24 protein-coding genes and 1 tRNA gene are annotated in these 25832 nt (G+C 68.7%); 11 read left to right on the forward strand and 14 right to left on the reverse strand.

All coding sequences use genetic code 11. The features are described from left to right. Window positions 1-271: 271 nt before the first annotated feature. On the reverse strand, window positions 272-406 hold the full coding sequence (locus ACGF2Y_RS03435) for a DLW-39 family protein (protein WP_003958712.1): 135 nt from the start codon (window positions 404-406) through the stop codon (window positions 272-274). 291 nt (window positions 407-697) lie between these two features. Between ACGF2Y_RS03435 and ACGF2Y_RS03440 the strand changes: the two genes are divergently transcribed. Continuing rightward, window positions 698-1075 (forward strand): DUF6344 domain-containing protein, encoded by a 378-nt coding sequence (locus tag ACGF2Y_RS03440; RefSeq protein ID WP_392942889.1) that lies wholly within the window; start codon window positions 698-700, stop codon window positions 1073-1075. Between the two features lie 208 nt (window positions 1076-1283). Continuing rightward, window positions 1284-1967: a hypothetical protein gene (locus tag ACGF2Y_RS03445; RefSeq protein WP_392942891.1), complete on the forward strand. Its 684-nt coding sequence runs from the start codon at window positions 1284-1286 to the stop codon at window positions 1965-1967. Window positions 1968-2020: 53 nt separating this feature from the next. Here ACGF2Y_RS03445 and ACGF2Y_RS03450 read toward each other — a convergent pair. From ACGF2Y_RS03450 to dnaA, 9 genes are all read right to left on the reverse strand, one after another. Continuing rightward, window positions 2021-2094, reverse strand: a tRNA-Ile gene (locus ACGF2Y_RS03450). 79 nt (window positions 2095-2173) lie between these two features. Next, window positions 2174-2797 (reverse strand): DUF3566 domain-containing protein, encoded by a 624-nt coding sequence (locus ACGF2Y_RS03455; protein WP_392942893.1) that lies wholly within the window; start codon window positions 2795-2797, stop codon window positions 2174-2176. Between the two features lie 93 nt (window positions 2798-2890). Then, window positions 2891-5539 (reverse strand): DNA gyrase subunit A, encoded by a 2649-nt coding sequence (gene gyrA, locus ACGF2Y_RS03460; protein ID WP_392942895.1) that lies wholly within the window; start codon window positions 5537-5539, stop codon window positions 2891-2893. 47 nt (window positions 5540-5586) lie between these two features. Then, window positions 5587-7656: a DNA topoisomerase (ATP-hydrolyzing) subunit B gene (gene gyrB, locus ACGF2Y_RS03465; RefSeq protein ID WP_392942897.1), complete on the reverse strand. Its 2070-nt coding sequence runs from the start codon at window positions 7654-7656 to the stop codon at window positions 5587-5589. Between the two features lie 449 nt (window positions 7657-8105). Beyond that, the gene (locus tag ACGF2Y_RS03470; protein WP_392943292.1) at window positions 8106-8609 is read right to left on the reverse strand and encodes a DUF721 domain-containing protein; all 504 of its coding nucleotides are present in this window, start codon (window positions 8607-8609) and stop codon (window positions 8106-8108) included. A gap of 191 nt (window positions 8610-8800) precedes the next feature. Then, a complete protein-coding gene (recF, locus tag ACGF2Y_RS03475) occupies window positions 8801-9931 on the reverse strand; it encodes a DNA replication/repair protein RecF (protein WP_392942899.1) in 1131 nt (376 codons plus the stop codon). Between the two features lie 72 nt (window positions 9932-10003). Beyond that, window positions 10004-10882 carry a phosphogluconate dehydrogenase (NAD(+)-dependent, decarboxylating) gene (gnd, locus tag ACGF2Y_RS03480; RefSeq protein WP_392942901.1) on the reverse strand — a complete coding sequence of 293 codons (879 nt, stop codon included), beginning with the start codon at window positions 10880-10882 and terminating at the stop codon, window positions 10004-10006. Between the two features lie 161 nt (window positions 10883-11043). Then, window positions 11044-12174: a DNA polymerase III subunit beta gene (gene dnaN, locus ACGF2Y_RS03485; protein WP_003967886.1), complete on the reverse strand. Its 1131-nt coding sequence runs from the start codon at window positions 12172-12174 to the stop codon at window positions 11044-11046. A 1145-nt stretch (window positions 12175-13319) separates the two neighbouring features. Then, the gene (gene dnaA / locus ACGF2Y_RS03490; protein ID WP_392942902.1) at window positions 13320-15191 is read right to left on the reverse strand and encodes a chromosomal replication initiator protein DnaA; all 1872 of its coding nucleotides are present in this window, start codon (window positions 15189-15191) and stop codon (window positions 13320-13322) included. Window positions 15192-15572: 381 nt separating this feature from the next. Between dnaA and rpmH the strand changes: the two genes are divergently transcribed. The 9 genes from rpmH (at window position 15573) to ACGF2Y_RS03535 (ending at window position 22484) form a co-directional block, all read left to right on the forward strand. Beyond that, window positions 15573-15710: a 50S ribosomal protein L34 gene (rpmH, locus tag ACGF2Y_RS03495; RefSeq protein ID WP_003967884.1), complete on the forward strand. Its 138-nt coding sequence runs from the start codon at window positions 15573-15575 to the stop codon at window positions 15708-15710. A gap of 21 nt (window positions 15711-15731) precedes the next feature. After that, entirely contained in the window at window positions 15732-16103 is a 372-nt protein-coding gene (rnpA, locus tag ACGF2Y_RS03500; protein ID WP_006125985.1) for a ribonuclease P protein component, read from the forward strand. Continuing rightward, the gene (gene yidD / locus ACGF2Y_RS03505) at window positions 16100-16459 is read left to right on the forward strand and encodes a membrane protein insertion efficiency factor YidD (protein WP_006125986.1); all 360 of its coding nucleotides are present in this window, start codon (window positions 16100-16102) and stop codon (window positions 16457-16459) included. Before rnpA ends, yidD begins: the two co-directional genes overlap by 4 nt. 3 nt (window positions 16460-16462) lie before the next feature. Further along, window positions 16463-17716: a membrane protein insertase YidC gene (yidC, locus tag ACGF2Y_RS03510; RefSeq protein ID WP_392942904.1), complete on the forward strand. Its 1254-nt coding sequence runs from the start codon at window positions 16463-16465 to the stop codon at window positions 17714-17716. A 14-nt stretch (window positions 17717-17730) separates the two neighbouring features. After that, complete coding sequence (locus ACGF2Y_RS03515; protein WP_392942906.1) at window positions 17731-18246, forward strand: protein jag; 516 nt, start codon at window positions 17731-17733, stop codon at window positions 18244-18246. 109 nt (window positions 18247-18355) lie between these two features. Beyond that, window positions 18356-19072, forward strand: a complete 717-nt coding sequence (gene rsmG, locus ACGF2Y_RS03520; protein ID WP_392942908.1) for a 16S rRNA (guanine(527)-N(7))-methyltransferase RsmG — start codon at window positions 18356-18358, stop codon at window positions 19070-19072. Between the two features lie 326 nt (window positions 19073-19398). After that, the gene (locus ACGF2Y_RS03525) at window positions 19399-20475 is read left to right on the forward strand and encodes a ParA family protein (RefSeq protein WP_078585112.1); all 1077 of its coding nucleotides are present in this window, start codon (window positions 19399-19401) and stop codon (window positions 20473-20475) included. Next, complete coding sequence (locus ACGF2Y_RS03530; protein ID WP_392942910.1) at window positions 20472-21563, forward strand: ParB/RepB/Spo0J family partition protein; 1092 nt, start codon at window positions 20472-20474, stop codon at window positions 21561-21563. Before ACGF2Y_RS03525 ends, ACGF2Y_RS03530 begins: the two co-directional genes overlap by 4 nt. A 303-nt stretch (window positions 21564-21866) precedes the next feature. Beyond that, window positions 21867-22484, forward strand: coding sequence for a GNAT family N-acetyltransferase (locus tag ACGF2Y_RS03535; protein WP_392942912.1), 618 nt, complete (start codon window positions 21867-21869; stop codon window positions 22482-22484). 101 nt (window positions 22485-22585) lie between these two features. Here the strand turns inward: ACGF2Y_RS03535 and trxA are convergent, their stop codons facing one another. The 4 genes from trxA to sigM form a co-directional block, all read right to left on the reverse strand. Continuing rightward, window positions 22586-22918, reverse strand: a complete 333-nt coding sequence (gene trxA / locus ACGF2Y_RS03540; RefSeq protein ID WP_392942914.1) for a thioredoxin — start codon at window positions 22916-22918, stop codon at window positions 22586-22588. A 46-nt stretch (window positions 22919-22964) separates the two neighbouring features. Then, window positions 22965-23936: a thioredoxin-disulfide reductase gene (trxB, locus tag ACGF2Y_RS03545; RefSeq protein WP_392942916.1), complete on the reverse strand. Its 972-nt coding sequence runs from the start codon at window positions 23934-23936 to the stop codon at window positions 22965-22967. A 126-nt stretch (window positions 23937-24062) separates the two neighbouring features. Beyond that, window positions 24063-25031: an anti-sigma factor family protein gene (locus tag ACGF2Y_RS03550; protein ID WP_392942918.1), complete on the reverse strand. Its 969-nt coding sequence runs from the start codon at window positions 25029-25031 to the stop codon at window positions 24063-24065. Further along, window positions 25028-25744, reverse strand: coding sequence for an RNA polymerase sigma factor SigM (gene sigM / locus ACGF2Y_RS03555; protein WP_392942920.1), 717 nt, complete (start codon window positions 25742-25744; stop codon window positions 25028-25030). The genes ACGF2Y_RS03550 and sigM overlap by 4 nt, the downstream gene beginning before the upstream one ends. Window positions 25745-25832: the final 88 nt, after the last annotated feature.

Consider the following 25832-nt stretch of genomic DNA (forward strand, 5'->3'; position numbering starts at 1 on the left):
ACTCAAATGAACCCAAGAGACAAGTGAACTCAGGAGATACAGCCCTTCCGGGAGATACGGGCCCTCCGGGAGATACGGTCCTCCCGCCCACACACCACGAAGCCCCGAGCCGCAGGGAGCCGGCGCATCACCAAGGGCCCGAGCCGCACGGGAGCCGGCGGCACCACAAAGGGCCCGCGCAGCGAACGGGCCCCGAACAGAGCGATCGGGTCCCGAACAGCACGAAGCCCCGGCCGCTCAGCGACCGGGGCCCGTAACAGACTGTGCCGTCTCACACACCCGAACCTGCGGGCACGGAGTCGGTCGCCTCCGTCCACAGATCCTGCTCGGCGCGATCCGCCTGGATCTGGCGGTACACGAGGAGCCCGCCGATGGCGGCCAGTGCGACCAGGAGAAGCTTCTTCACCGCGCGACCTCGTCTTTCCTTGGCGTAAGGGCCTTCTGCCGCCGACTATACACACCGGCCGATACCGATCGGTGACCTGCCCGGAACCCCTGAACGACCCCTCCGCGGCTTCCCGAACGGCCTCCCGGCACCCCCTTCCGACCGCCCGCGAGGGTCTGTCCACTCCGGTTGCACCATACGAGTGGTGTTCATCCGAAGATCGGCACAGTGCGGGCGTCGCTCCCCGGAATCGCGGCCCGGATCCACATGATCGGAGAAGTCAGCAACCGGACCGTCCGAAAGCGAGGGGCCATGAGCACCTTCCAGCCCAAGAACATCTGGACCGCCCTCATCACCGCCTTCTTCGCCCTCCTGGCGTCGCTGGGCCTCGCCACCGCCACGGCGAGCGCCACGAACGCCACGAACGCCGCCGCGCAGCCGAGCGCCACGACCCAGGAGCACACGGGTGCCACCGCGGCAACCCCACTCGCCCCCTCGGTCCGATGGACCCTTCCGCGTGACCGGGCCCTTCCGCCCACGATGAAGCAGCGCATCCGCGCCGAGGCCCACGGCTCCTCCCCGGCCACCCGCCACCTGTCGCTCGACCCCGCGGACACCGCGCGTACGACCGGCCCGGCCGGCTCCCACCCCACAGCCCCGGAAGGCGACTCCCCGGCGCCACCCCCCTGATCCCGGCGCCACCGCACTCCGGGGCCCCTGGTCCGGTTCACACCGGCCGAGGGCCCTTTTCGCGTACCGGGGGCCTTCGTGTGCGCACGGGGGCTCTTCTCGCGCGCCCGGGGGCACTTTCCGTACGCCTCCGGAACCGCCGACGAGCGGTTCCCGGTGGACCGGATGACCATGGAGAGGTCCGGCGCACCGCCGAAAGGACCGTCCGATGAGCTCTCGTGGCAGTACCTGCGCGGCACTCGGCGCCGCCTTCGCGCTCCTCACGCTCCCGGCCTGCGGGGCAGCATCCGTCGGCACGGCGTCGAGCCCCGGCAGCGCCGTACCGGCGGCGGCGACCAGCAGCCCGGACGTCGGCGCGCCGCCGGGCGCGGAGGTCCTGGGCAGGCCCATGACCGGAGAGCCGTTCAAGCTGACCATCGCGTACTCGAACACACCCAAGCTGGACGAGTTCGAGGTGACGGTCGACGAAGTCCGGTGCGGAGAACCACTGGCCCCGGAAGTCCGCGCTCATGCGGGCGACCGAGTGACCGAGCCGACGCCCGAGGAGGGCAAGCAGTACTGCGTGGTCAGCATGGAGGTACTGAACGTCGGAAAAAGCGAGGCCGACTGGAGCGCGGACGACGCGGCCACCCTCAACGTCGACGACACCGCGTACAGCCCGACCCAGAGCGACAACGAACTCGCGGACCACTACGCGCGTTACTGGTCCGACCAGGGAAAGCCCGACCCGTCATCCGGCATCAACCCCAAAAGCAGGGGCCCGGAACACGGCGTCTTCCAGATCCCGGTCGACGCCGAGCCCACCACGGTCTGGGTCGCGTCCGGCAACCTGCTGGAGACCATCGACGGAGTCCAGCCCGGCTACCTCGTCCAGCTGAACCCCTCGGACTGATCACGCCAACGCGAAGACCCCCGGCCACCTGGTGACTGGGGGTCTTCGTTCTGTGGGGCTAACAGGATTTGAACCTGTGGCCTCATCCTTATCAGGGATGCGCTCTAACCAACTGAGCTATAGCCCCGCCGCGCTGTCGCGCTGTCGCGCTGACTTCTGAAGATTAGCGCACGTCGGGGCCAGTCCCAAAATCGATACCCGGCGCGCTACTCGTCCTCGGCCAGCGTGAGCTCGACGCCGCCCACGAAGCCCGCCGACAGGTTGTAGATGAAGGCGCCCAGCGTCGCCAGCGCGGTGGCCAGCACCACGTCGATCACGGCGATGACCGAGGTGAAGATGAGCACCCGCGGCAGCGACAGGAACGACTGCAGATCGAAGCCGTTGCTCTCGTTCGAGCCGGTGGCCTCGCTGATCGTGCCGCCCACGGTGGAGAAGACGCCCATCGCGTCCATGACCATCCACAGCACCGCCGCCGCCACCACCGTGCAGATGCCCAGCGCGATCGACAGCAGGAAGCTGACCTTCATCACCGACCACGGGTCGGCCTTGGCCACGCGCAGACGGGCCTTGCGGGTACGCGGAGTGGTCCGCGCCCCCGTGCGCGGCTTGCGCGCCGCCTGGGCGCCGCCCACACCCTGCGCACCGCCCAGGGTGCCGTCGGCCGGCTGTCCGGGGCGCTGCCGGCCGCCCTGGGTACCGCCTTCGGGCGCCTGGTACGCCCGGGGCGGGTGGTACGGCCCCGAAGGCCCCGGTGCGGGCTCACGCTCGCCGGGCAGCGGCCCGGTCGCGTAACCCTCGTACTGGGGCTGAGGTCCTCGTGTGTCCGTCACAGTGCCCCCTTGGGAGTCCGTGGCAGGGCCACGGGCACCGTTCGCGCCGGCTCCGGAAGCGGCCGAACCGGCGCCCGTGGCTCCACTCACGCTCTACTCCTCGTGCTCCCCGGTCGAAGGCTCCGTGCCCTCGACAGTGCCCTCGCTCACGCCCTCGGCGCGAACCTCGGCCATCTCGCCGCGGGCGTCATCGGCGTCATCGGCCCCATCGACCTCTTCCGCCTCACGACCGGCCTCGGCGTTGCGCGCGATACCGACGACGGCATCGCGCTTGCCCAGATTGATCAGTTGGACGCCCATGGTGTCACGGCCCGTCTCCCTGACTTCATTGACTCGCGTACGAATCACACCACCGCCGAGCGTGATGGCGAGAATCTCGTCGGTCTCCTCGACCACCAGCGCACCGACGAGCGATCCGCGGTCCTCCACGATCTTGGCGGCCTTGATGCCGAGGCCGCCGCGACCCTGGACGCGGTACTCGTCGACGGGGGTCCGCTTCGCGTACCCGCCGTCGGTAGCGGTGAACACGAACGTACCGGGCCGGACGACATTCATCGAGAGCAGTTCGTCGCCCTCGCGGAAGCTCATCCCCTTCACACCCGAGGTGGCACGGCCCATCGGGCGCAGCGCGTCGTCCGTCGCGGTGAACCTGATCGACTGGGCCTTCTTGCTGATGAGCAGCAGATCGTCCTCGGCCGACACCAGCTCGGCGCCGATCAGCTCGTCGTCGCCGCCGTCCGGCATCTCGCGCAGGTTGATCGCGATGACACCGCCCGAGCGCGGCGAGTCGTAGTCCTTGAGCGCGGTCTTCTTCACCAGACCGCCCTTCGTCGCCAGGATCAGGTACGGCACGGCCTCGTAGTCGCGGATCGCCAGGATCTGGGCGATCTTCTCGTCCGGCTGGAAGGCCAGCAGGTTGGCGACGTGCTGGCCGCGCGCGTCCCGGCCGGCGTCCGGGAGCTCGTACGCCTTGGCCCGGTAGACCCGGCCCTTGTTCGTGAAGAACAGCAGCCAGTGGTGGGTCGTCGAGACGAAGAAGTGGTCGACGATGTCGTCTTCCCGCAGCTTCGTCCCGCGCACGCCCTTGCCGCCGCGCTTCTGCGAGCGGTAGTCGTCCGTCTTCGTGCGCTTCACATAGCCGCTGCGGGAGATCGTGACGACGATGTCCTCCTCGGCGATCAGGTCCTCGATGGACATGTCACCGTCGAAGGGCACCAGCTGGGAGCGCCGGTCGTCGCCGAACTTATCGACGATCGCGGCCAGCTCCTCGCTGACGATCGTGCGCTGCTTGGCGGGCGAGGCCAGGATCTGGTTGTACTCGTTGATCTTCGCCTGGAGCTCGTCGTGCTCGGCGGTGATCTTCTGGTGCTCCAGCGCGGCCAGCCGGCGCAGCTGCATCTCCAGGATCGCGTTCGCCTGGAGCTCGTCGATCTCCAGCAGGCCCATCAGGCCCTCACGCGCGATGTCCACCGTGTTGGAACGCCGGATGAGGGCGATGACCTCGTCGATGGCGTTCAGGGCCTTCAGGAGGCCGCGCAGAATGTGCGCCCGCTCCTCCGCCTTGCGCAGCCGGAACTTCGTCCGCCGGACGATGACCTCGATCTGGTGCGTCACCCAGTGGCGGATGAACGCGTCGATCGACAGCGTGCGCGGCACCCCGTCGACGAGCGCCAGCATGTTCGCGCCGAAGTTCGTCTGGAGGTCGGTGTGCTTGTACAGGTTGTTCAGGACGACCTTGGCGACCGCGTCCCGCTTGAGGACGACGACCAGCCGCTGACCCGTACGCGAGGAGGTCTCGTCGCGGACGTCCGCGATCCCGCCGACCTTGCCGTCCTTGACCAGGTCGGCGATCTTCTGCGCGAGGTTGTCGGGGTTGGTCTGGTACGGAAGCTCCGTGACGACCAGGCACTGGCGGCCCTGGATCTCCTCGACCGCGACGACCGCGCGCATCGTGATGGAGCCGCGGCCGGTGCGGTACGCCTCCTCGATGCCCTTACGTCCCACGACCAGCGCGCCGGTGGGGAAGTCGGGGCCCTTGATGCGCTCGATAAGCGCGTCCAGCAGCTCCTCGTGCGAGGCCTCGGGGTGCTCCAGATACCACTGGGCGCCGGCGGCGACCTCGCGGAGGTTGTGCGGCGGGATGTTGGTCGCCATGCCGACCGCGATCCCCGCGGAACCGTTGACCAGCAGGTTCGGGAAGCGCGCCGGCAGGACCGTCGGCTCCTGGTTGCGGCCGTCGTAGTTGTCCTGGAAGTCGACGGTCTCCTCGTCGATGTCCCGGACCATCTCCATGGACAGCGGCATCATCTTGCACTCGGTGTACCGCATGGCGGCGGCCGGGTCGTTGCCCGGGGAACCGAAGTTGCCGTTGGAGTCCACCAGCGGCATGCGCATCGACCAGTGCTGCGCGAGGCGCACCAGGGCGTCGTAGATGGAGGAGTCGCCGTGCGGGTGGTACGTACCCATGACGTCGCCGACGACGCGGGCGCACTTGTAGAAGCCCTTCTCGGGGCGGTAGCCGCCGTCGTACATCGCGTACAGCACCCGGCGGTGGACGGGCTTGAGGCCGTCCCGTACGTCGGGCAGCGCACGCGAGACGATGACGGACATCGCGTAGTCGAGGTAGGAGCGCTGCATCTCCGTCTCGAGCCCGACGGGCTCGACACGCATGCCCACACCGGGAACGATCGCTTCCTCGGGCATCACGGGTTCAGGTGTCACAGGGGTGTTCTCGTCGGCCATTGCTGGTCAAAGTCCTTTCGAGCTGCGGCGTCGCTGGTACGGCCGACTCAGATGTCGAGGAAGCGGACGTCCTTGGCGTTGCGCTGGATGAACGAGCGCCGTGCCTCGACGTCCTCACCCATGAGCACCGAGAACAGGTCGTCGGCCTGCGCCGCGTCGTCCAGCGTGACCTGGCCGAGGACCCGGTGGTCGACGTCCATGGTCGTGACGCGCAGCTCTTCGGCGTTCATCTCGCCGAGACCCTTGAAGCGCTGGATCGAGTCTTCCTTGATCCGCTTGCCGTTCTGCTTGCCGAGGGCCACCAGGGCGTCGCGCTCCCGGTCCGAGTACGCGTACTCGAAGTCGTCCCGGCCCCACTTGATCTTGTAGAGCGGCGGGCGCGAGAGATAGACGTGCCCCGCCTCGACCAGCGGCCGCATGAAGCGGAAGAGGAAGGTCAGCAGCAGGGTGTTGATGTGCTGACCGTCGACGTCGGCGTCCGCCATCAGGATGATCTTGTGATAGCGGAGCTTCTCGATGTCGAAGTCCTCGTGGACCCCGGTGCCGAACGCCGAGATCAGCGCCTGGACCTCGGTGTTCTGGAGGATCTTGTCGATCCGGGCCTTCTCGACGTTCAGGATCTTGCCGCGGATGGGCAGGATCGCCTGGTACATCGGGTTACGGCCGGACTTCGCCGAACCACCGGCGGAGTCACCCTCGACGATGAAGATCTCGCACTTGGTGGGGTCGTTCGACTGGCAGTCGCTGAGCTTGCCCGGCAGCGAGGCGCTCTCCAGGAGCCCCTTGCGCCGCGTCAGGTCGCGCGCCTTGCGGGCCGCCACCCGGGCGGTCGAGGCGGCGATGCCCTTACGGATGATGTCGGCGGCCTCGTTGGGATTCCGGTCGAACCAGTCCGTCAGCTGCTCGTGGACGACCTTCTGCACGAAGGTCTTGGCCTCCGTGTTGCCCAGCTTGGTCTTCGTCTGGCCCTCGAACTGCGGCTCGCCCAGCTTCACCGAGATGATCGCGGTGAGGCCCTCGCGGACGTCCTCGCCGGTGAGGTTGTCGTCCTTCTCGCGGAGCAGCTTCTTGTCGCGCGCGTACCGGTTGACCAGCGAGGTCAGCGCCGCCCGGAAGCCCTCCTCGTGCGTGCCGCCCTCGTGCGTGTGGATCGCGTTGGCGAAGGAGTAGACGCCTTCGGTGTACTGCGTGTTCCACTGCATGGCGATCTCGGCCGAGAGGAGACGCTCCTTGTCCTCGGCCTCGATGTCGATCACCGACTGGTGAATGACGTCGCCCTTGCGGGAGTTGAGGTACTTCACGAAATCGACGATGCCGTTTTCGTAGTGGTACGTGACCGAGCGGGCGGCCTCCTCCTCGGTGGGCTCGACCGCGTCCGCGCTGTCCGCGCCCGCCGTCGCCTTCGCCGACTCCCGCTCGTCGGTGAGCTTGAGGGTGAGGCCCTTGTTGAGGAACGCCATCTCCTGGAAGCGGCGCGAAAGGGTCTCGAAGCTGTACTCGGTGGTCTCGAAGATGTCCCCGTCGGCCCAGAACGTGACCGACGTACCGGTCTCCTCGGTGGCCTCGTGCTGGGCCAGCGGGGCGGTCGGGACGCCGAGCTTGTAGTCCTGGGTCCAGCGGTAGCCGTCCGTCCTGACCTCGACGGCGACCCGCGTGGACAGGGCGTTGACGACGGAGACGCCGACGCCGTGCAGACCGCCGGAGACGGCGTAACCGCCGCCGCCGAACTTGCCGCCCGCGTGCAGGACGGTCAGCACGACCTCGACGGCCGGCTTCCCTTCGGACGGCACGATGCCGACCGGGATGCCGCGGCCGTTGTCGATCACGCGCACCCCGCCGTCGGCGAGGATCGTGACGTCGATGGTGTCCGCGTGGCCCGCCATCGCCTCGTCGACCGAGTTGTCGACGACTTCCTGCACGAGGTGGTGCAGACCGCGCTCACCGGTCGAGCCGATGTACATGCCGGGTCGCTTGCGGACCGCGTCCAGCCCTTCCAGCACGGTGATCGCGCTGGCGTCGTACGAGGCGGTGACCTCGCCGTGCTCACCGGCTGGGGACGGAATGTTCTCGTTGGGGTTGCCGGAATCGGCCACGAAGCGCCCTTTCTGGCACAGCACAGGCCGTTCTCCGGACAGGCGGGAGCGGCTGCGTCGTTCGGCTTGTATCAACGACTCCCGCCTCAGCGGCGGGATTACTCACCAGTCTACCGGTAGCACTGACATGAATGGGGGTTTGCCGGTACCTGAGTACGCATGTGCCGCCCTGAATGAGCGGCTGACGACTCCCCATATTCGGGAAGGGGCTCCAAGAGGCCCTGGCGGGCTTTGAGCGCTTCGGCCTGTCAATCTCCCGCTACGGTGCGGGACACCCCGGCCGTACCGTCCGGTTTCCTCCGGCGCGAACCATGACGAACCCGACGCAAAGCCCGCCCGGTACACGACAATTTTATGCCGAAAGTGCAGCTCAGCCTTGCCGAGCGACGATCCGTGGGCAGGCGGCGGGAAAGCGGGAAACCGACCGCGGGACCCCCTGCGGGCGGGCCGCTTCCGGCGGCCGGCCCAAAACCTCACCCGTAGGTGTCCCCGGGGCCCTTGCTGCCGGGCGCCCGCAACGGCCCGTACCGGCGCTCCGGACCGCCCGGCCCGACCACCTTGATCAGCCGTACGGTGCCCTGCCCCAGATCCGCGTTCAACCGGGCCACCAGCTGCGGAGCCAGCAGCCGCAGCTGCGTCGCCCACGCCGTCGAGTCACAGCTCACGGTCAGCACCCGGGCATCCGGATCGTCGTCGTACCGCAACGGCACGCAGTGCTTCGCCAGGTCCTCGCCGACGATCTGCGGCCACCGCCCCATCACCCCGCCGACCACCGCGGGCGTCTCCCAGCCCCGCTCGGTGATCAGCCGGTTGATCGCGGAGCCCAGGGCCAGCGGATCCCGGCCGTCCGACCGGGCCCCCGAGCGCAGCCCGCCGCCCCGCCGGGCCTGCTTCTTCTGCTGCGCCGCCGCACCCCGGGCCCTGGCCTGCTCCTTCGCCGCCCGCAACGCGACCCGGGCGAGATCGACCCCGGTCACCTCGGGCGGACTCGACACCCCGGAAGACACCCCGGACGACGCCCCGGGAGCTCCCGGATCCGGCAGCGCGTCTCCCGTGCCACCGGTCCCACCGGGCCGGTCCGCGCCCGTACGTTTCGCCCGAGCCGCACCCGTACCGCCCGCGCGGGAGGCCGCACCCCGTCGGCCCGCCCCGCTCTCGCCCCGGCCGGTCATACCCGCTCCACCTCGCCCGCGGTCACCGCGTACCGCGCCCCCGCCAGCACACCCGGCACGTCCTCAGCCACCGCGGCCGTCACGAGCACCTGCTCGCCCGGGGCCACCAGCTCCGCCAGCCGCTCCCGGCGGCGGGCGTCCAGCTCGGCGAAGACGTCGTCCAGGACCAGCACCGGCTCGTTGCCCTCGGAGCGCAGCAGCTCGTACGAGGCCAGCCGCAGCGCCAGCGCGTAACTCCAGGACTCGCCGTGACTCGCGTACCCCTTCGCCGGCATCCCCCGCAGTCCGAGCACCAGATCGTCGCGGTGCGGACCGACCAGGGTCACACCCCGCTCGATCTCCTGCTTGCGGACCCCCACGAGCGCCGCGATCAACTGCTCGTACAGCTCGTCACGGGTGCGCGCAGGGCCCACGTCCTCGCCGACCGAGCTGCGGTACTCCAGGGCCACCGGACCGCCGCCCGGCGCGACGTCCCCGTACGCCTTGTCGGCCAGCGGCTGGAGCGTGGCGATCAGATCGAGACGTTGCGCGAGCAGCTCGGCGCCCACCCGGCCCAGATGCTGGTCCCAGACGTCGAGGGTGGACAGGTCCATCGAGCGGCCGCCGTGCCGCCGGGCCATCGCCGCGGACTTCAGCAGGGTGTTGCGCTGCTTGAGGACCCGCTCGTAGTCGGAGCGGACCCCGGCCATCCGGGGGGAACGCGCCGTGATCAGCTCGTCCAGGAACCGCCGCCGCTCACCGGGGTCGCCCTTGACCAGCGCCAGATCCTCCGGCGCGAACAGCACCGTCCGGACGATACCGAGCACGTCACGCGGTCTGACCTGCGAGGACCTGTTGATCCGGGCCCGGTTCGCGCGGCCGGGGTTCAGCTCCAGCTCGATCAGCTGCGAACGCTCGCCCTGGGTGACCGCCGCGCGGATCACCGCCCGCTCCGCGCCCATCCGCACCAGCGGGGCGTCCGAGGAGACCCGGTGGCTGCCGAGGGTCGCGAGATAGCCGACGGCCTCGACGAGGTTGGTCTTGCCCTGCCCGTTGGGCCCCACGAACGCGGTGACGCCCGGGTCGAGAGGGACCTCGACCCGGGCGTACGAGCGGAAGTCGGCCAGCGAGAGATGGGTGACATGCATGTGCGCCGACCTCCCGGGCCTTTCTGTTCCGCTGTTGGTGCTGGTGCCGCTTTTCCTGGTGGTGCGGCGGGGCTACTTCTTGTTCTCGACCGCGTGCCCGCCGAACTGGTTGCGCAGCGCGGCGATCATCTTCATCTGCGGGGAGTCGTCCTGACGCGAGGCGAACCGCGCGAACAGCGACGCCGTGATCGCGGGCAGCGGCACCGCGTTGTCGATCGCGGCCTCCACCGTCCAGCGGCCCTCGCCCGAGTCGGCGGCGAAGCCCCGGAGCTTGTCCAGGTGCTCGTCGTCGTCGAGCGCGTTGACCGCGAGGTCGAGCAGCCAGGAACGGATGACCGTGCCCTCCTGCCAGGAGCGGAAGACCTCGCGCACATCGGTGACGGAGTCGACCTTCTCCAGCAGCTCCCAGCCCTCGGCGTAGGCCTGCATCATGGCGTACTCGATGCCGTTGTGGACCATCTTCGCGAAGTGGCCGGCGCCGACCTTGCCCGCGTGCACGGAGCCGAAGTCGCCCTCGGGCTTCAGTGCGTCGAAGATCGGCTGGACCTTCGCCACGTTCTCCTCGGTGCCGCCGTACATCAGGGCGTAGCCGTTCTCCAGGCCCCAGACGCCACCGGAGACACCGCAGTCGACGAAGCCGATGTCCTTGAGGCCCAGCTCGACGGCGTGCTTCTCGTCGTCGGTCCACCGCGAGTTCCCGCCGTCGACGACGACGTCGCCGGGCGAGAGCAGCTCGGCCAGCTCGTCGATCGTGGACTGCGTCGCGGCACCGGCCGGGACCATGACCCAGACGACCCGCGGGCCCTTCAGCTTGCCCACAAGCTCTTCGAGGCTGTGGACATCGGCGACATCCGGGTTGCGGTCGTAACCGATGACGGTGTGGCCTGCGCGGCGGATGCGCTCGCGCATGTTGCCGCCCATCTTGCCGAGGCCGACGAGACCGAGCTCCATCAGAGATTCCTTAAGCGTCGTGGCGATAAGCGTCGGGGCAGGTGCGCCCAGGACCGAGCCTACGCCCGGCCGGGGACAGCACGGCGGGCCCGCTCCGCGCCGAGCGGGCCCGCCGGAAACTGCCGCGCATACGTCCCCCGATCGGCCGGGGGATGCCGGGATCAGCCGGAGAGGCGCACCGGCATGATCAGGTACTTGTACGCGTCGTCCGCCTCGGCGTCGACGGCCGGGCGGCCGCTGAGCAGGGCGGGCTTGGTGGACGTGGTGAACGAGAGCTGGGCGACCGGGGAGTCGATCGCGCTCAGACCGTCCAGCAGGAACGTCGGGTTGAAGGCGATCGAGATGTCGTCGCCCTCCAGCACCGCGTCGACGCGCTCCACAGCCTGTGCGTCGTCACTGGAACCGGCTTCCAGGATGAGGACGCCCTGCTCGAAGCTGAGCCGTACGGGGGTGTTGCGCTCGGCGACCAGGGCCACACGCTTGACGGCCTCGACGAAGGGGGCCGTCTCGATCACCGCGACGGAGTTGAACTCGGTCGGGAAGAGCGTGCGGTACTTCGGCAGGTCGCCTTCGAGCAGACGCGTGGTCGTCCGGCGTCCGGCGCCCTCGAAACCGATCAGACCCTCGCCCGCGCCGGAGCCGGAGAGCGCCAGGGTGACCGTGTCGCCGCTGGTGAGCGCCTTCGCGGTGTCCAGGAGAGTCTTGGCCGGCACCAGGGCGACCGCCGACGCGTCGGCGTTCTCCGGCTTCCACAGGAACTCACGGACCGCGAAGCGGTAGCGGTCGGTGGAGGCGAGGGTGACCGTGTCGCCCTCGATCTCGATCCGCACACCGGTGAGCACCGGCAGCGTGTCGTCACGGCCCGCGGCGATGGCGACCTGGGCGGCGGCCGAGGCGAAGACCTCGCCGGGGACGGTGCCCGTGGCGGTCGGCATCTGCGGCAGCGCGGGGTACTCCTCCACCGGCAGGGTGTGGAGGGTGAAGCGGGAGGAGCCGCAGACGACCGTGGCCCGCACACCGTCGGTGGAGATCTCCACCGGGCGGTTGGGCAGGGCGCGGCAGATGTCGGCGAGCAGCCGGCCGGAGACGAGCACCGTGCCGTCCTCGTCGATCTCCGCGTCGACGGAGACCCTGGCGGAGACCTCGTAGTCGAAGCTGGAGAAGCTGAGAGCCCCGTCCTCGGCCTTCAGCAGAAGGCCCGCGAGAACGGGCGCCGGCGGACGGGCCGGGAGGCTGCGGGCCACCCAGGCCACCGCCTCCGCGAGTACATCGCGCTCCACCCGGATCTTCACCGGAACCGCCTCCTGCTGTTGCTCGCTCGCCCTGCTGGCCTTCGTCGTCTGGACCGGAGCTCCCTGCCGAGGGCTGGGGAGGCTCCGGGGTCCAGTCTGACGTACGGCACCGACAGTCGTTGCTGCTCGGGGTCAAGTCGGGCCAGGAGCTCCGCGGCGGTCGAAGGCCGAGTTGTACACAGGACCCACTTCGAAGCTGATTCCTGGCTAACTCTGGGTGGTAGTAGTAGTAGGCCTTGTGGATACCGTGGATAACGTCGTTTGCGCAGGTCAGCAACGGTTTTTTGTCCACCGGTCCTGTGGGTGGCGCCCGTGGACAACCGGGGCTTTCTGTGGACGGGCGAAAGTTCTGCACACCCGATGCACAGGAGGGGGCCACTTCTCCCCAGGCCTGTCCCCAGCTTTACCCATGTTCCCCACAGCCCAACCGACCACCTTGGTGTGACGCGGTTCACTCCGGGCGGTGAGAGCGTGTGTTGCGTTGCCGAACAGTGGACAGAGGTGTGGAGAAGCCGGGCGAAGCTGGGGACAACAGGGCTCAGCCTGTGGGCTGCCGGTGGACAACCTCGATGGCCCCTTGTGGACGAAAAAACTGTCCACAGCCTGTGGACAGCGGTTGACCACAAATCCCCAACCACGTGACCTGGCCTGATGGAGTATCGGCAGCGCGCCCTGTGGACACAATATGGACAACTTCCCAGTCCCCAGGCTGTGGACGGAAGATTTCCCGCACATCTGTGGAGAAGGGCCTCTGAGCAGCCCGTATTCGAACAGCACGGGTCCGTCGGGGCACTCGTCGCGGGCCTCGGTGACGCTCGGGAGGGCTCGTCGCAGGCGCCGGGAGCCTCTTCCGGCGGCCCTGGGGCCTCTTCCACGGGCTCCGGGAACCCCTCCACGGGCGCCGGGAACCCCTCCACGGGCCCTGAGAATCCCTTCCACGGGCTCCGGGCACGCCTTCGACGGGGCCTGGGCACCCCTTCCACGGGCGGCGGGAACGCATTCGCCGGGCTGCTGGGAAGGCCTTCCACGGGCTCCGGGAACGCGGAAAGGCGTCTGCCGCGGACCGTGGAGGTCCGCGGCAGACGCCCTGAGAAGCGCTCCCGGAGAAGCCCGGGTAAGCAGGTGCCGGCCGCTCGAAGCCGGCGTCAGCCGTTCTTGATGCGGTTGGTCAGCTCGGTGACCTGGTTGTAGATGGAGCGGCGCTCCGCCATCAGCGCCCGGATCTTCCGGTCCGCGTGCATCACCGTCGTATGGTCGCGGCCGCCGAACTGCGCACCGATCTTCGGCAGCGAGAGGTCGGTCAGCTCCCGGCAGAGATACATGGCGATCTGGCGCGCCGTCACCAGGACCCGGCTGCGCGAGGATCCGCAGAGGTCGTCCACGGTGAGGCCGAAGTAGTCCGCGGTGGCCGCCATGATGGCCGGCGCGGTGATCTCCGGCGCCGACTCCTCGCCGCCCGGGATCAGGTCCTTCAGGACGATCTCGGTCAGCCCGAGGTCCACCGGCTGCCGGTTCAGGGAGGCGAAGGCGGTCACCCGGATCAGGGCGCCCTCCAGCTCACGGATGTTGCGCGAGATCCGCGAGGCGATGAACTCCAGGACCTCCGGCGGGGCGTTGAGCTGCTCCTGCACCGCCTTCTTGCGCAGGATCGCGATCCGGGTCTCCAGCTCGGGCGGCTGGACATCGGTGGTCAGGCCCCACTCGAAGCGGTTGCGCAGCCGGTCCTCCAGCGTCACCAGCTGCTTGGGCGGCCGGTCCGAGGAGAGCACGATCTGCTTGTTCGCGTTGTGCAGCGTATTGAAGGTGTGGAAGAACTCCTCCTGCGTCGACTCCTTGCTCGCCAGGAACTGGATGTCGTCGACCAGCAGGATGTCCACGTCGCGGTAGCGCTTGCGGAAGGTGTCGCCCTTGCCGTCGCGGATGGAGTTGATGAACTCGTTGGTGAACTCCTCCGAGCTCACGTACCGCACCCGGGTCCCCGGGTAGAGGCTCCGCGCGTAGTGCCCGATGGCGTGCAGCAGGTGGGTCTTGCCGAGCCCCGACTCCCCGTAGATGAAGAGGGGGTTGTACGCCTTCGCGGGCGCCTCGGCGACGGCGACGGCCGCGGCGTGCGCGAACCGGTTGGACGCCCCGATGACGAAGGTGTCGAAGAGGTACTTCGGGTTCAGCCGGGCGTGCGGCTCGCCCGGTCCCGGCGCGGGGGCCGGCTGCGCGCCCATCGGACCGGGAACCGATCCGCCGGTCCGCCCGGGGCCGTGACCGCCCTGGCGGTGCTGCGGCTGCTGGTCCTGCCGGTCGGGACGCTGCTGCTCGTACCCCTGGTGCTCGGGCGGCTGCGAGCGGTAGTCGTGCTGCGGCTGCTGGGGGCGCCCGGTGCCGTACGGCTCGCGCCACTGCTCGGAGGGCTGCTCCCGGTACTGCTCGTTCTCCCGGTAGGACTCGCTCTCGCGGTACGGCTCGCCGGGGGGCTGCTCGCGGTCCTGGTACCCGCCGTGCCGCGGCTGCTGCCAGGAGAGGTCCTCCTGGGTACGCGGCCAGGCGCCGGGCTCCGGGCGCTGCTGCTGGTAGTCGGGGTAGGCCGGCCGGGCCGTCGGCATCCCGTCGTCGGAGGGCCGGTGGCCGTATCCGTCGTACGCGTCGTTGCGCTGGGCGTCCTCACGCGGCTGCTGCGCCGGGTAGCGGTGGCCCTGCTGGCTCTGGTGCGACTGGTGCATCGGGGGCGACGGCGGAGCGGGCTGCTCGCCCACGGAGTCGTCGACGGTGATCGCGATGCGGATGGGGCGGCCGCACTCGCGGGTCAGGGTCTCGCTGATGAGCGGCGCGAGCCGGCCCTCCAGGACACGCTTGCCCCATTCATTGGGAACGGCCAGCAGCGCGGTGTCGGCGACGAGTGCCAGCGGCTGGCAGCGCTCGATCCACTGCTTGTCCTTCGGCTCGATGCCCTGCTGACCCTCCCCGAGGAGTTGTTCCAGCACTCGCGGCCACACTGCGGCAAGATCGGCAGGTACGTCAGCCACAAGGCACGCTCTCTCGCATGTCCCACGAATGTGTGGTTCTCGGGACGGGATGGGTCGGGTCGGGTGAGGCCCGGCAGTCGGGAAGGAAAAGAACCGGAGTTCAGCCACGGTAGTCAGGCCGACCCGCGCGGTTCAAGTTGTTGTCCACAGGCTGTGCACAATGAGGGGTCACGCGAAGCCGGTTTGACCGGATGGCGTAGCCGCGCGTACCGTGACCAGGTCGAGTTGTCGATGGCTGCTGCCGCCTGCCTCCGATGGGCAAAGATCACGATCTGTGATTGTGAAGCGGTGCACTAAGGCGTTTACGCGAGTTCCTCGTGGGCGCACGGTGACAGCCAGGCGATGTCCCGCCAACACACGAATCAGTTCTGGAGCCCCCGAGTGAGCAAGCGCACCTTCCAGCCGAACAACCGTCGTCGCGCCAAGACCCATGGCTTCCGGCTGCGTATGCGTACCCGTGCCGGCCGTGCGATTCTCGCGAACCGCCGTGGCAAGGGCCGCAGCAGCCTGTCCGCCTGATATCGCTTACAGGTCCATGACGTGCTGCCTACCGAGAATCGGCTGAGGCGGCGCGAGGACTTCGCGACCGCGGTACGACGAGGACGTCGAGCCGGACGTCCGCTGCTCGTCGTCCATCTACGCAGCGGTGAAACGGACCCGCACGTGACGGGGGAGACTGTTCCCCCGCCGCGTGCGGGTTTCGTTGTCAGCAAGGCCGTGGGGGGCGCCGTCGTCCGTACCGCGGTGAAGCGGAAGCTTCGCCACCTGGTCCGCGACCGGCTGGCTCAGCTGCCCCCCGGTAGCCTTGTTGTCGTACGGGCGCTGCCCGGTGCGGGCGACGCTGACCATGCACAGCTGGCCCGAGACCTGGACGCCGCTCTTCAGCGGCTGCTGGGAGGGGGCGCGCGATGAAGTATCCGCTGCTTGCTCTCATCAAGCTGTACCAGTGGACGATCAGTCCACTCCTGGGACCTGTCTGCCGTTACTACCCGTCGTGTTCCCACTATGGATATACGTCGATCGACAGGCACGGTGCCATCAAGGGAACAGCGCTGACAGCCTGGCGTATCTTGCGGTGCAATCCGTGGTCACCCGGCGGTGTGGATCATGTTCCGCCACGCAAGCGCCCACGGTGGCACGAGCTGCTGCGCAATGCCCTGCGCGGCGAAAAGGGCGGGGAGTCCGCCGCTGATGTGCCGTCCGGGGGGTCGGTCTCCGAACCTCCGAGCCCGGCCGCAGAGACCTCGCCCAATGCTCAAGGAGCCTGATTAGTGGACACGATTGCCAGTCTGTTCAGCTTTATCACCACACCTGTCTCATGGGTCATCGTTCAGTTCCACAAGATCTACGGGGCGCTCTTCGGCGACGACTCCGGCTGGGCCTGGGGTCTGTCGATCGTGTCCCTGGTGGTGCTGATCCGGATCTGCCTGATCCCGCTCTTCGTGAAGCAGATCAAGTCGACCCGCAACATGCAGGTGCTCCAGCCGAAGATGAAGGCGATCCAGGAGCGCTACAAGAACGACAAGCAGCGTCAGTCCGAAGAGATGATGAAGCTGTACAAGGAGACGGGCACCAACCCGCTCTCCTCGTGTCTTCCCATCCTGGCGCAGTCCCCGTTCTTCTTCGCCCTGTATCACGTGCTCTCGTCCATCGCCTCGGGCAAGAAGATCGGGGCGATCAACCAGGACCTGCTGGACAGCGCCCGTGAGGCCCACATCTTCGGTGCCCCGCTCGCCGCGAAGTTCACGGACAGCGTCGAGAAGGTCACCTCGCTCAACGCCGATCTGCTGGACGTCCGGATCATCACCGCGATCATGATCGTGCTGATGTCCGCGTCGCAGTTCTTCACCCAGCGCCAGCTGATGACGAAGAACGTCGACCTGACGGTGAAGACCCCGTACATGCAGCAGCAGAAGATGCTGATGTACATCTTCCCGGTCATCTTCGCCGTGATGGGCATCAACTTCCCCGTCGGTGTCCTCGTCTACTGGCTGACCACGAACGTCTGGACCATGGGTCAGCAGATGTACGTGATCAACCAGAACCCGACGCCGGGCAGCAAGGCGCAGGACGCCTACCTCCAGCGGGTTCTCAAGAGCGTGGCCTCCCACGGGCAGGTACGCGGCCGTACTCGGCGCAACACCGTCAAGGCGATCGTCGCCAAGGGTCCCGACCGCAACGACATCGAGCGCAAGTTCATCACCGGTCTCGGCAAGCTGGGTCTCGCGGCCCAGGAGGACGGCACGGTGCACAAGAGCGAGACGGCCGCCGCCGACGCCGAGGGCAGCCAGGCGCACAAGCGTCAGCAGCCCAAGCGCCAGACCAAGGCGAAGCGCCAGACGGCCGGTGGAGCCAAGGACTCGGAGCCTGCGGCAGCCGGCTCCAAGACCTCGCTCGAGAAGCAGGACGCACCGCAGGACGACCAGCCGAAGTCGGCGGGCAAGCCCGCCTCCGGCTCCTCACGCCAAGCCAAGTCCGGACAGCGCAAGGGCCCGCAGCGGCCCAAGCACCCGTCCAAGAAGTAAGAAGGAGTCCATCCGTGACGGAAGGCACCACTTCCACGGCCGCCGCTGAGGCCGGCAGCGACACCCTGACCCGCCTGGAGCAGGAGGGCGAGATCGCGGCCGACTACCTTGAGGGACTGCTCGACATCGCCGACCTCGACGGCGACATCGACATGGACGTCGAGGCGGACCGGGCCGCGGTGTCGATCATCAGCGAGTCGGCACGCGACCTCGAGAAGCTCGTGGGCCGCGACGGTGAGGTCCTGGAGGCGCTCCAGGAGCTGACGCGGCTGGCCGTCCACCGGGAGACCGGCGACCGCAGCCGTCTGATGCTGGACATCGGCGGTTTCCGGGCCAAGAAGCGCGAGATCCTCGCGGAGCTGGGTGCCAAGGCCGCGGACGAGGTCAAGAGCTCGGGCGAGCCGGTGAAGCTGGACCCGATGACGCCGTTCGAACGCAAGGTCGTGCATGACGCGATCGCCGCAGCCGGTCTCCGGAGCGAGTCGGAGGGCGAGGAGCCGCAGCGCTTCGTCGTCGTTCTCCCGGCCTGACCGGATCCTTGTACTGTCGGCCCCGTCTGTTCGCAGGCGGGGCCGATCTTTGTCAGCCTGAAAGTCAGCCACCCACAGTGCGCTAGTGCGGTATGGAAGGACGGTCCCCGTGACGGAGGCAGCAGAGCTCCCCCAGGCACCTGCGGAGGCACAGGCGGTGTTCGGAGAGCTCTTCCCGGAGGCTGTCCGGTACGCGGAGCTTCTTGCGGATGCCGGGGTCAAGCGAGGCCTGATCGGGCCGCGTGAAGTGCCCCGGCTGTGGGAGCGGCACCTGCTGAACTGTGCGGTGCTCTCCGAGGTCGTGCCCGAAGGCGTCACCGTCTGCGATGTGGGCTCGGGCGCGGGTCTGCCCGGAATCCCGCTGGCGCTGGTGCGCCCCGATCTCAAGATCACCCTGCTGGAGCCGCTGCTCCGGCGGACGAACTTCCTCCAGGAGGTCGTCGAGCTGCTCGGCCTGGACCATGTGACGGTCGTGCGCGGCCGGGCCGAGGAGGTCCTCGGGACACTTCAGCCCGTTCAGGTGGTGACCGCCCGTGCGGTCGCGCCGCTGGACCGGCTGGCCGGCTGGGGTGTGCCCCTGCTGAAGCCGTACGGGGAGATGCTCGCGCTCAAGGGGGACACCGCCGAGGAGGAGCTCAACGGCGCCAGGGCCGCGCTCAGCAAGCTCGGTGTGCTGGAGACCGAGGTGCTCCAAGTCGGCGAGGGCGTGGTCGATCCGCTCTCCACCGTGGTCCGTGTCGTGGTGGGCGAGAGTCCGGGCGGTGTGAGGTTCGCCGCAAAGAGGGCCAAGGCGGCCCGGACGGGCCGCACGCGCAGGCGTCGCTGAGGGGCATCGCAGCGTGCCGTTGCCGTTCGGCCAGGGTCCCGATCGGTCGTCCGGTATACGGAATCTATGGCCTTTTGTGCCGCTTAGCGGTAGTTCTTCCGTAACGTAGCGATACGTACCTCGTGCGGAGTGTCGTGGCCTGGTAGTTGCTCCGCGGGGGCATCGTGTTTCACGTGAAACGTCGCTCTCTGCTGCAGGGAATCATCGGCCGCGGTCGTGCGGCCGCCACGCCGCGCGACCGCAAGCCCGGACGGGTTGCCGAGTTGTCCACACGCACGGATCCATCCACAGAACAGCGGGCCTCGCTGGTTCACGACCCCGAAAGCATGGCAGGCTCTGTTCATTGCGAGCCTGAAGTCGAGGAGAGTGAATCCTTGCGGTCCGACGCCAACATCGCGGGACCGATGACCGACCCGGTCCCCGGTCCCCGAACCGAGTCCGTGGGTGAGGGTGTTTCACGTGAAACACCGCCGCCGATGGACGACACACCCATCGGCCGTGCCGCTCAGCTGGCGGTCGAGGCCCTCGGCCGCGCCGGCGAAGGGCTGCCCCGTCCTGATCGCACCCGCGTCATGGTGGTGGCCAACCAGAAGGGCGGAGTCGGCAAGACGACCACGACGGTCAACCTCGCCGCTTCCCTGGCGCTGCACGGTGCGCGCGTTCTGGTGGTCGACCTCGACCCGCAGGGCAACGCCTCCACGGCTCTGGGCATCGATCACCATGCCGATGTTCCCTCGATCTACGACGTCCTGGTGGAGAGCCGCCCGCTCTCCGAGGTGGTCCAGCCCGTACCGGACGTCGAAGGTCTTTTCTGTGCCCCCGCCACCATCGATCTCGCCGGTGCGGAGATCGAGCTGGTCTCGTTGGTGGCACGGGAGAGCAGGCTTCAGCGAGCCATCCAGGCGTACGAGCAGCCGCTGGACTACATCCTCATCGACTGCCCGCCCTCCCTGGGCCTGCTGACGGTGAACGCGCTGGTGGCCGGGGCCGAGGTGCTGATCCCGATCCAGTGCGAGTACTACGCGCTGGAAGGACTGGGGCAGCTTCTTCGGAACGTCGACCTGGTGCGGGGCCATCTGAATCCGGATCTGCACGTCTCGACGATCCTGTTGACGATGTACGACGGCCGGACGAGGCTCGCCTCCCAGGTCGCCGAGGAGGTCCGTACTCACTTCGGCAAGGAAGTGCTGCGGACGAGCATCCCCCGGTCGGTGCGCATCTCGGAGGCGCCGAGCTACGGGCAGACCGTGCTGACCTATGACCCGGGATCCAGTGGTTCGCTCTCGTACCTCGAAGCCGCCCGGGAGATCGCTCTGCGGGGGGTCGGGGTGCACTACGAGGCTCAGCACGCCCACACGAGCAGTCAGAACAGCCAGCAGAACGTTTCGGAGGGCATTCAGTGAGTGAGCGTCGTAGAGGGCTGGGGCGTGGGCTCGGTGCGCTGATCCCCGCCGCTCCCCAGGAGAAGCAGGCATCGGCGCACGGAGGCGGCGCGGCCGCGTCCGGCATGAGTCCGGTTCTGACGACGGAGCGTGGGGTGGCCGCAGCGAAGGTGACCGCGCTGCCGTCCGTCCCCGTGGTGCCGGAGCCGGCCTCCGCCCCGGAGGACCGGGCCGAGCAGGATGCCGGGACGTCCGGCGCGTACTTCGCCGAGCTGGCGATCGGGGCGATCACCCCGAACCCCCGCCAGCCCCGTGAGGTCTTCGACGAGGACGCGCTGGCCGAGCTGGTCGTCTCCATCAAGGAAGTCGGTCTTCTCCAGCCGGTCGTCGTCCGGAAGGCGGGCCCGGACAGCTACGAGCTCATCATGGGTGAGCGTCGGTGGAGGGCCTGCCGTGAAGCGGGTCTGGAGCGGATTCCCACCATCGTCCGCGCCACGGACGATGAGAAGCTGCTGCTGGACGCGCTGCTGGAGAACCTCCACCGGGCTCAGCTGAATCCGCTGGAGGAGGCCGCCGCGTACGACCAGCTGCTCAAGGACTTCAAGTGCACCCATGACCAGTTGGCCGACCGGATCGGCCGCTCCCGTCCGCAGGTGACGAACACGCTGAGGCTCCTGCGGCTTTCGCCTCCGGTGCAGCGCCGGGTCGCCGCGGGGGTTCTCTCGGCCGGCCATGCCCGTGCCCTGCTGTCCGTGGACGACTCCGAGGGGCAGGACCGGCTGGCCCACCGGATCGTGGCCGAGGGGCTTTCGGTGCGTGCGGTCGAGGAGATCGTGACGCTCATGGGCTCGCGACCCACGAGCTCTCCGAAGCCCAAGGGTCCGAGAGCAGGCGGCCGTCTGTCCCCCGCCCTGACCGATCTGGCGACCCGTCTGTCCGACCGCTTCGAGACCCGGGTGAAGGTCGACCTGGGGCAGAAGAAGGGCAAGATCGTCGTGGAGTTCGCCTCGATGGAGGATCTGGACCGGATTCTCGGCAGTCTCGCCCCGGGCGAGGGCCGTGTGCTGGAGCGTCGGCTCGCCGAGACGTCCGAGGAGGACGAGGGCTGAGCAGCGGGACCCGTGAAAGGGCGGTCCGTGCGCCGGTGCATACCGGAACACGGTCCGCCCTTTGCTCTCTCTCGCTATCCGCATCACCTCTGGGTGGATACGATGCGTTCTGGGACGGCGCATCCACGGTGATCGACCTCGGAGGAGGGCGGAGGCCTTGCGAAGAGTGAGCCGCAGTCGGCTCGTCACGGTCGGGCTGGGCCTGGGTGTTGTCGGGGGGTTCGTCGGCAGCCTGTTTCATGAACGGAGCGCGCTGGCAGCCGCACGTGATGCGGCGGGCGAAGGAAGTGAGGAATCGCCGTCATGGGGCGTCGGCTCGTACCACTCACCCTGGACAACCTTCCGGATCTCCCCGAGCGCTGCCGCTCGTGCGTCTTCTGGGAGCTTGACCCGGTCAGTGGGGAAGCTGCGGTAAAGGCGGGCAAGCCGGAGCTGGAGAAGGAAGCCTGGATCTCTGCGGTCCTCCTGGAGTGGGGCTCCTGCGGCCGCGTGATCTATGTGGACGACGTGCCGGCCGGCTTCGTGCTGTATGCCCCGCCCGCGTACGTCCCCCGTTCGACAGCTTTTCCGACCAGTCCGGTCTCCCCCGATTCCGTGCAGCTCATCACCGGGCTGATCATTCCCGAATACCAGGGCCAGGGGCTGGGCCGTGTCATGGTGCAGACGGTGGCCAAGGACGTTCTGCGCCGGGGCTTCAAGGCGATTGAGGCGTTCGGAGACACGCGGTCCCAGGAACCCGCGTGCGTACTCCCTGCGGATCATCTGCTGGCCGTCGGCTTCAAGACCGTGCGGCCCCATCCCGTGTACCCACGGCTGAGGCTGGATCTGCGGACGGCGCTCTCCTGGAAGGAAGACGTGGAGATGGCGTTCGACCGGCTTCTGGGGGCGGTCCAGAAGGATCCGGTGTTGCGGCCGCTGTGAGGTCGGCCGGGCCGCTGCCGACCGCCATGCGAAACGGGCCCACCCTCTGAGGGGGTGGGCCCGTTTCACGTGAAACATTGCGCCGAGGAACTACTGCGCGGTTACGCGCTGATGAAGCTCTCGAGGTCGCGGAGGATCGCGGCCTTCGGCTTGGCGCCGACGATGGTCTTGGCGACCTCGCCGCCCTGGTACACGTTCAGGGTCGGGATGGACATCACACCGTACTTGGCGGCGGTGGCCGGGTTCTCGTCGATGTTGAGCTTGACGATCTCGATCTGGTCGCCGTGCTCTGCTGCGATCGCCTCCAGCGACGGGGCGATCTGGCGGCACGGGCCGCACCAGGCGGCCCAGAAGTCCACCAGAACGGGCTTGTCGCTCTTGAGGACGACCTCGTCGAAGGTGTCATCCGTAACGTGCTTCAGGTCGCCGGCCACGGCGGCCTCCTTAGTCTCTCGGGGTAGTGGGGTGCGGTGCGGACGTTCAGATGGCCGGGATCTTCTCCGGCTCGGCGGGCTCCGCGTCGGCCAGGGCCGCGAGGAAACGCTCGGCGTCCAGGGCGGCGGAGCAGCCGGTGCCCGCTGCCGTGATGGCCTGACGGTAGGTGTGGTCGACCACGTCTCCGGCGCCGAACACACCGGTCAGGTTGGTACGGGTGGAGGGCGCCTCGACCTTCAGATAGCCCTCGTCGTCGAGCTCCAGCTGGCCCTTGAAGAGCTCGGTGCGCGGGTCGTGACCGACGGCGATGAACAGTCCGGTCACGGGCAGCTCGGACGTCTCGCCGGTCTTGGTGTTGCGCAGGGTCAGACCGGAGAGCTTCTGGTCGCCCTTGACCTCGGCGACCTCGCTGTCCCAGGCGAACTTGATCTTCGGGTCGGCGAAGGCCCGGTCCTGCATGGCCTTGGAGGCACGCAGGGTGTCACGGCGGTGGACGATCGTGACGGACTTGGCGAAGCGGGAGAGGAAGGTCGCCTCCTCCATCGCGGTGTCGCCGCCGCCGATCACGGCGATGTCGTGGTCCTTGAAGAAGAAGCCGTCGCAGGTGGCGCACCACGAGACTCCGCGTCCGGAGAGGGCGTCTTCGTTCGGCAGTCCGAGCTTGCGATGCTGTGAGCCGGTCGTGACGATGACGGCCTTGGCGCGGTGGACGGTGCCCGCGGTGTCGGTGACGGTCTTGACGTCACCGGTGAGGTCGACCGAGACCACGTCGTCGGGGATCAGTTCGGCGCCGAAGCGCTCGGCCTGGGCCCGCATGTTGTCCATGAGCTCGGGGCCCATGATGCCGTCCTGGAAGCCGGGGAAGTTTTCCACGTCGGTGGTGTTCATCAGCGCACCGCCGGCCGTGACGGCGCCCTCGAAGACCAACGGGTTCAGCGAGGCGCGGGCGGTGTACAGCGCGGCGGTGTACCCGGCCGGTCCGGAGCCGATGATGATCACATTACGGACGTCGCTCACGGGTTTCTTCCTCGTTTCTGCAGACTGCCTAACTGCTTACGGGGTCGGTTCAACGACTCTCACCCCACCCAACGGATCCTACGGCCGATGCATTCCCGAACGTGCCGCGGCGGTCGCGGACGGCTTTCAGGGGCGGTGGTAGGCGCGGGTGAGCAGCAGCTGCCCGGTGGACTCCGGGGCGGTGTCCACGCAGGAGGCGGCCACGAGGTAGGCCTGTACGCGTGAGGGGTCGCTCGGGTGCGGAAGGACGACGAGGTAGGCGTTCGTTCCCTGGTACGTCCCCTTGTCGAGGGCGAGGGCCGGGGTGGTGCGGCCGGTGGCCTGCTGGACACAAGGGGGAACGGCGACGGCAGAGGCCTGGAAGGGGCTCCTGGACGCCTCGGCGTCGGGAGTGAGGGCCTCACTCGTCGATTTGGTGTCCGCGTGGGGCGGTACCTTCTTGGCGCCCTGGCTCTCCTGGCCCGCCCTGCCGCCGAGGAGGTCCTGCACCCGGGCTTCGAGTGTGCCGTCGGCGTAGGCGTGCGCACCGCTTTCCGAGGCGCTGACTCCGCTGTCGGCCGTGGTCTTCGAGGCATCGCCGGAGGGGGCGATGGACTGAAGAAGGAAGACGCTCATCCCGATGACCGCAGTGCCGAACGCGGTGCCGAGGACCACAGCACGCCGACGACGGCGGGCGGGACGGCGGCCAGGGCCGGTAGCGGCGGGGGACCGGCCCGCTGGACGGTCCGGGGCGGGGGTGCCGACGCTCCTGGGAGTGGGCTCACTGGTCGCACGGTCGGTCGTCGTGTCTTCGGCGGTCGTTGTTTCACGTGAAACAACGACCGGCTCGTCCACGGCGGGAGCGATGGGGCGGACCTCCGCCGCGAGGGCCGCGTCGATGCGGGCGGCGATGTCCTCGGGCATCGGCTCGGAGGAGGGCATCGATCCGAGCATCTCCCGGATCTCCTCCAGGGAGTCAGCGACCTCGGAGCAGAGGTCGCACCCCGCGACGTGCTGCCGGACTTCCGCCGTACGGGAAGGAGAGAGCAGTCCCTCGGCGAGATCGGAGATCTCGGAGACCTCCGGGTGCTGAGCCGTGTCGGCCGTGGATGTCACGGGCGCCCACCTCCTCCCTTCGTAGTGGCAGGATCGCTTGCTCCTGCGTCTCTGGGGCCTGACGCAGATGGGACGGATGCTCCGGGCGTCCGGTTCCTTCCGGCCCCGTCGTTCTCCCTGCCGGGGGTCTGCCCCCCGGTTCCCGCGCGCAGATGGCGGACCAGGGGGGCCAGTCTCGCGCGGCCCCGGGCGCATCGGCTCTTCACGGTGCCGGTCGGCACCTCAAGGATGCTGGCCGCCTCAGCGACGGGGTAGCCCTGCATGTCGACGAGGACGAGGGCCGCCCGCTGCTCGGCGGGCAGCGTGGCCAGGGCTTCCTGGAGCTGGCGGTGGAGGTCCTGCCGCACGGCGGGGGCCTCGGCCGATTCGTGGGGCTCCAGGAGCTGATCGAGCCGTTCGGCGTCGTCCACCGGGGACGTCTTGCGGGAGGCGGCCTTACGGACCCGGTCGAGGCAGGCATTGACGGTGATCCGGTGCAGCCAGGTGGTGACCGCGGACTGGCCGCGGAAGGTGTGGGCGGCGCGGAAGGCGTTGACGAGGGCGTCCTGGACGGCGTCGGCTGCTTCCTCCCTGTCCCCCAGGGTGCGCAGCGCCACGGCCCAGAGCCGGTCGCGGTGGCGGCGTACGAGTTCACCGAAGGCGTCGGGGTCGCCCGCGACATGCTGGGCGAGCAGGTCCGAGTCGCTCGGTGCCGCGGGTGGAACGGACTCCACCGTGCTCCCCCTCCGAACCGGATCCGATGTCACATGTGGGCCGCGCCCGGCGAAGCGGTGCGACGGGGAGAAGCCTGCCGTCACGGGT

The organism is Streptomyces sp. NPDC048142 (assembly GCF_043202835.1).
Taxonomy (GTDB): Bacteria; Actinomycetota; Actinomycetes; order Streptomycetales; family Streptomycetaceae; genus Streptomyces.

Coding starts and splice junctions, on each gene's coding strand:
- ACGF2Y_RS03440 (WP_392942889.1), top strand. CDS start 698: ATGAGCACCTTCCAGCCCAAGAACATCTGGACCGCCCTCATCACCGCC.
- ACGF2Y_RS03445 (WP_392942891.1), top strand. CDS start 1,284: ATGAGCTCTCGTGGCAGTACCTGCGCGGCACTCGGCGCCGCCTTCGCG.
- gyrA (WP_392942895.1), bottom strand. CDS start 5,539: ATGGCCGACGAGAACACCCCTGTGACACCTGAACCCGTGATGCCCGAG.
- recF (WP_392942899.1), bottom strand. CDS start 9,931: ATGCATGTCACCCATCTCTCGCTGGCCGACTTCCGCTCGTACGCCCGG.
- gnd (WP_392942901.1), bottom strand. CDS start 10,882: ATGGAGCTCGGTCTCGTCGGCCTCGGCAAGATGGGCGGCAACATGCGC.
- yidD (WP_006125986.1), top strand. CDS start 16,100: ATGAAGTATCCGCTGCTTGCTCTCATCAAGCTGTACCAGTGGACGATC.
- ACGF2Y_RS03525 (WP_078585112.1), top strand. CDS start 19,399: ATGGCAGGCTCTGTTCATTGCGAGCCTGAAGTCGAGGAGAGTGAATCC.
- ACGF2Y_RS03535 (WP_392942912.1), top strand. CDS start 21,867: ATGGGGCGTCGGCTCGTACCACTCACCCTGGACAACCTTCCGGATCTC.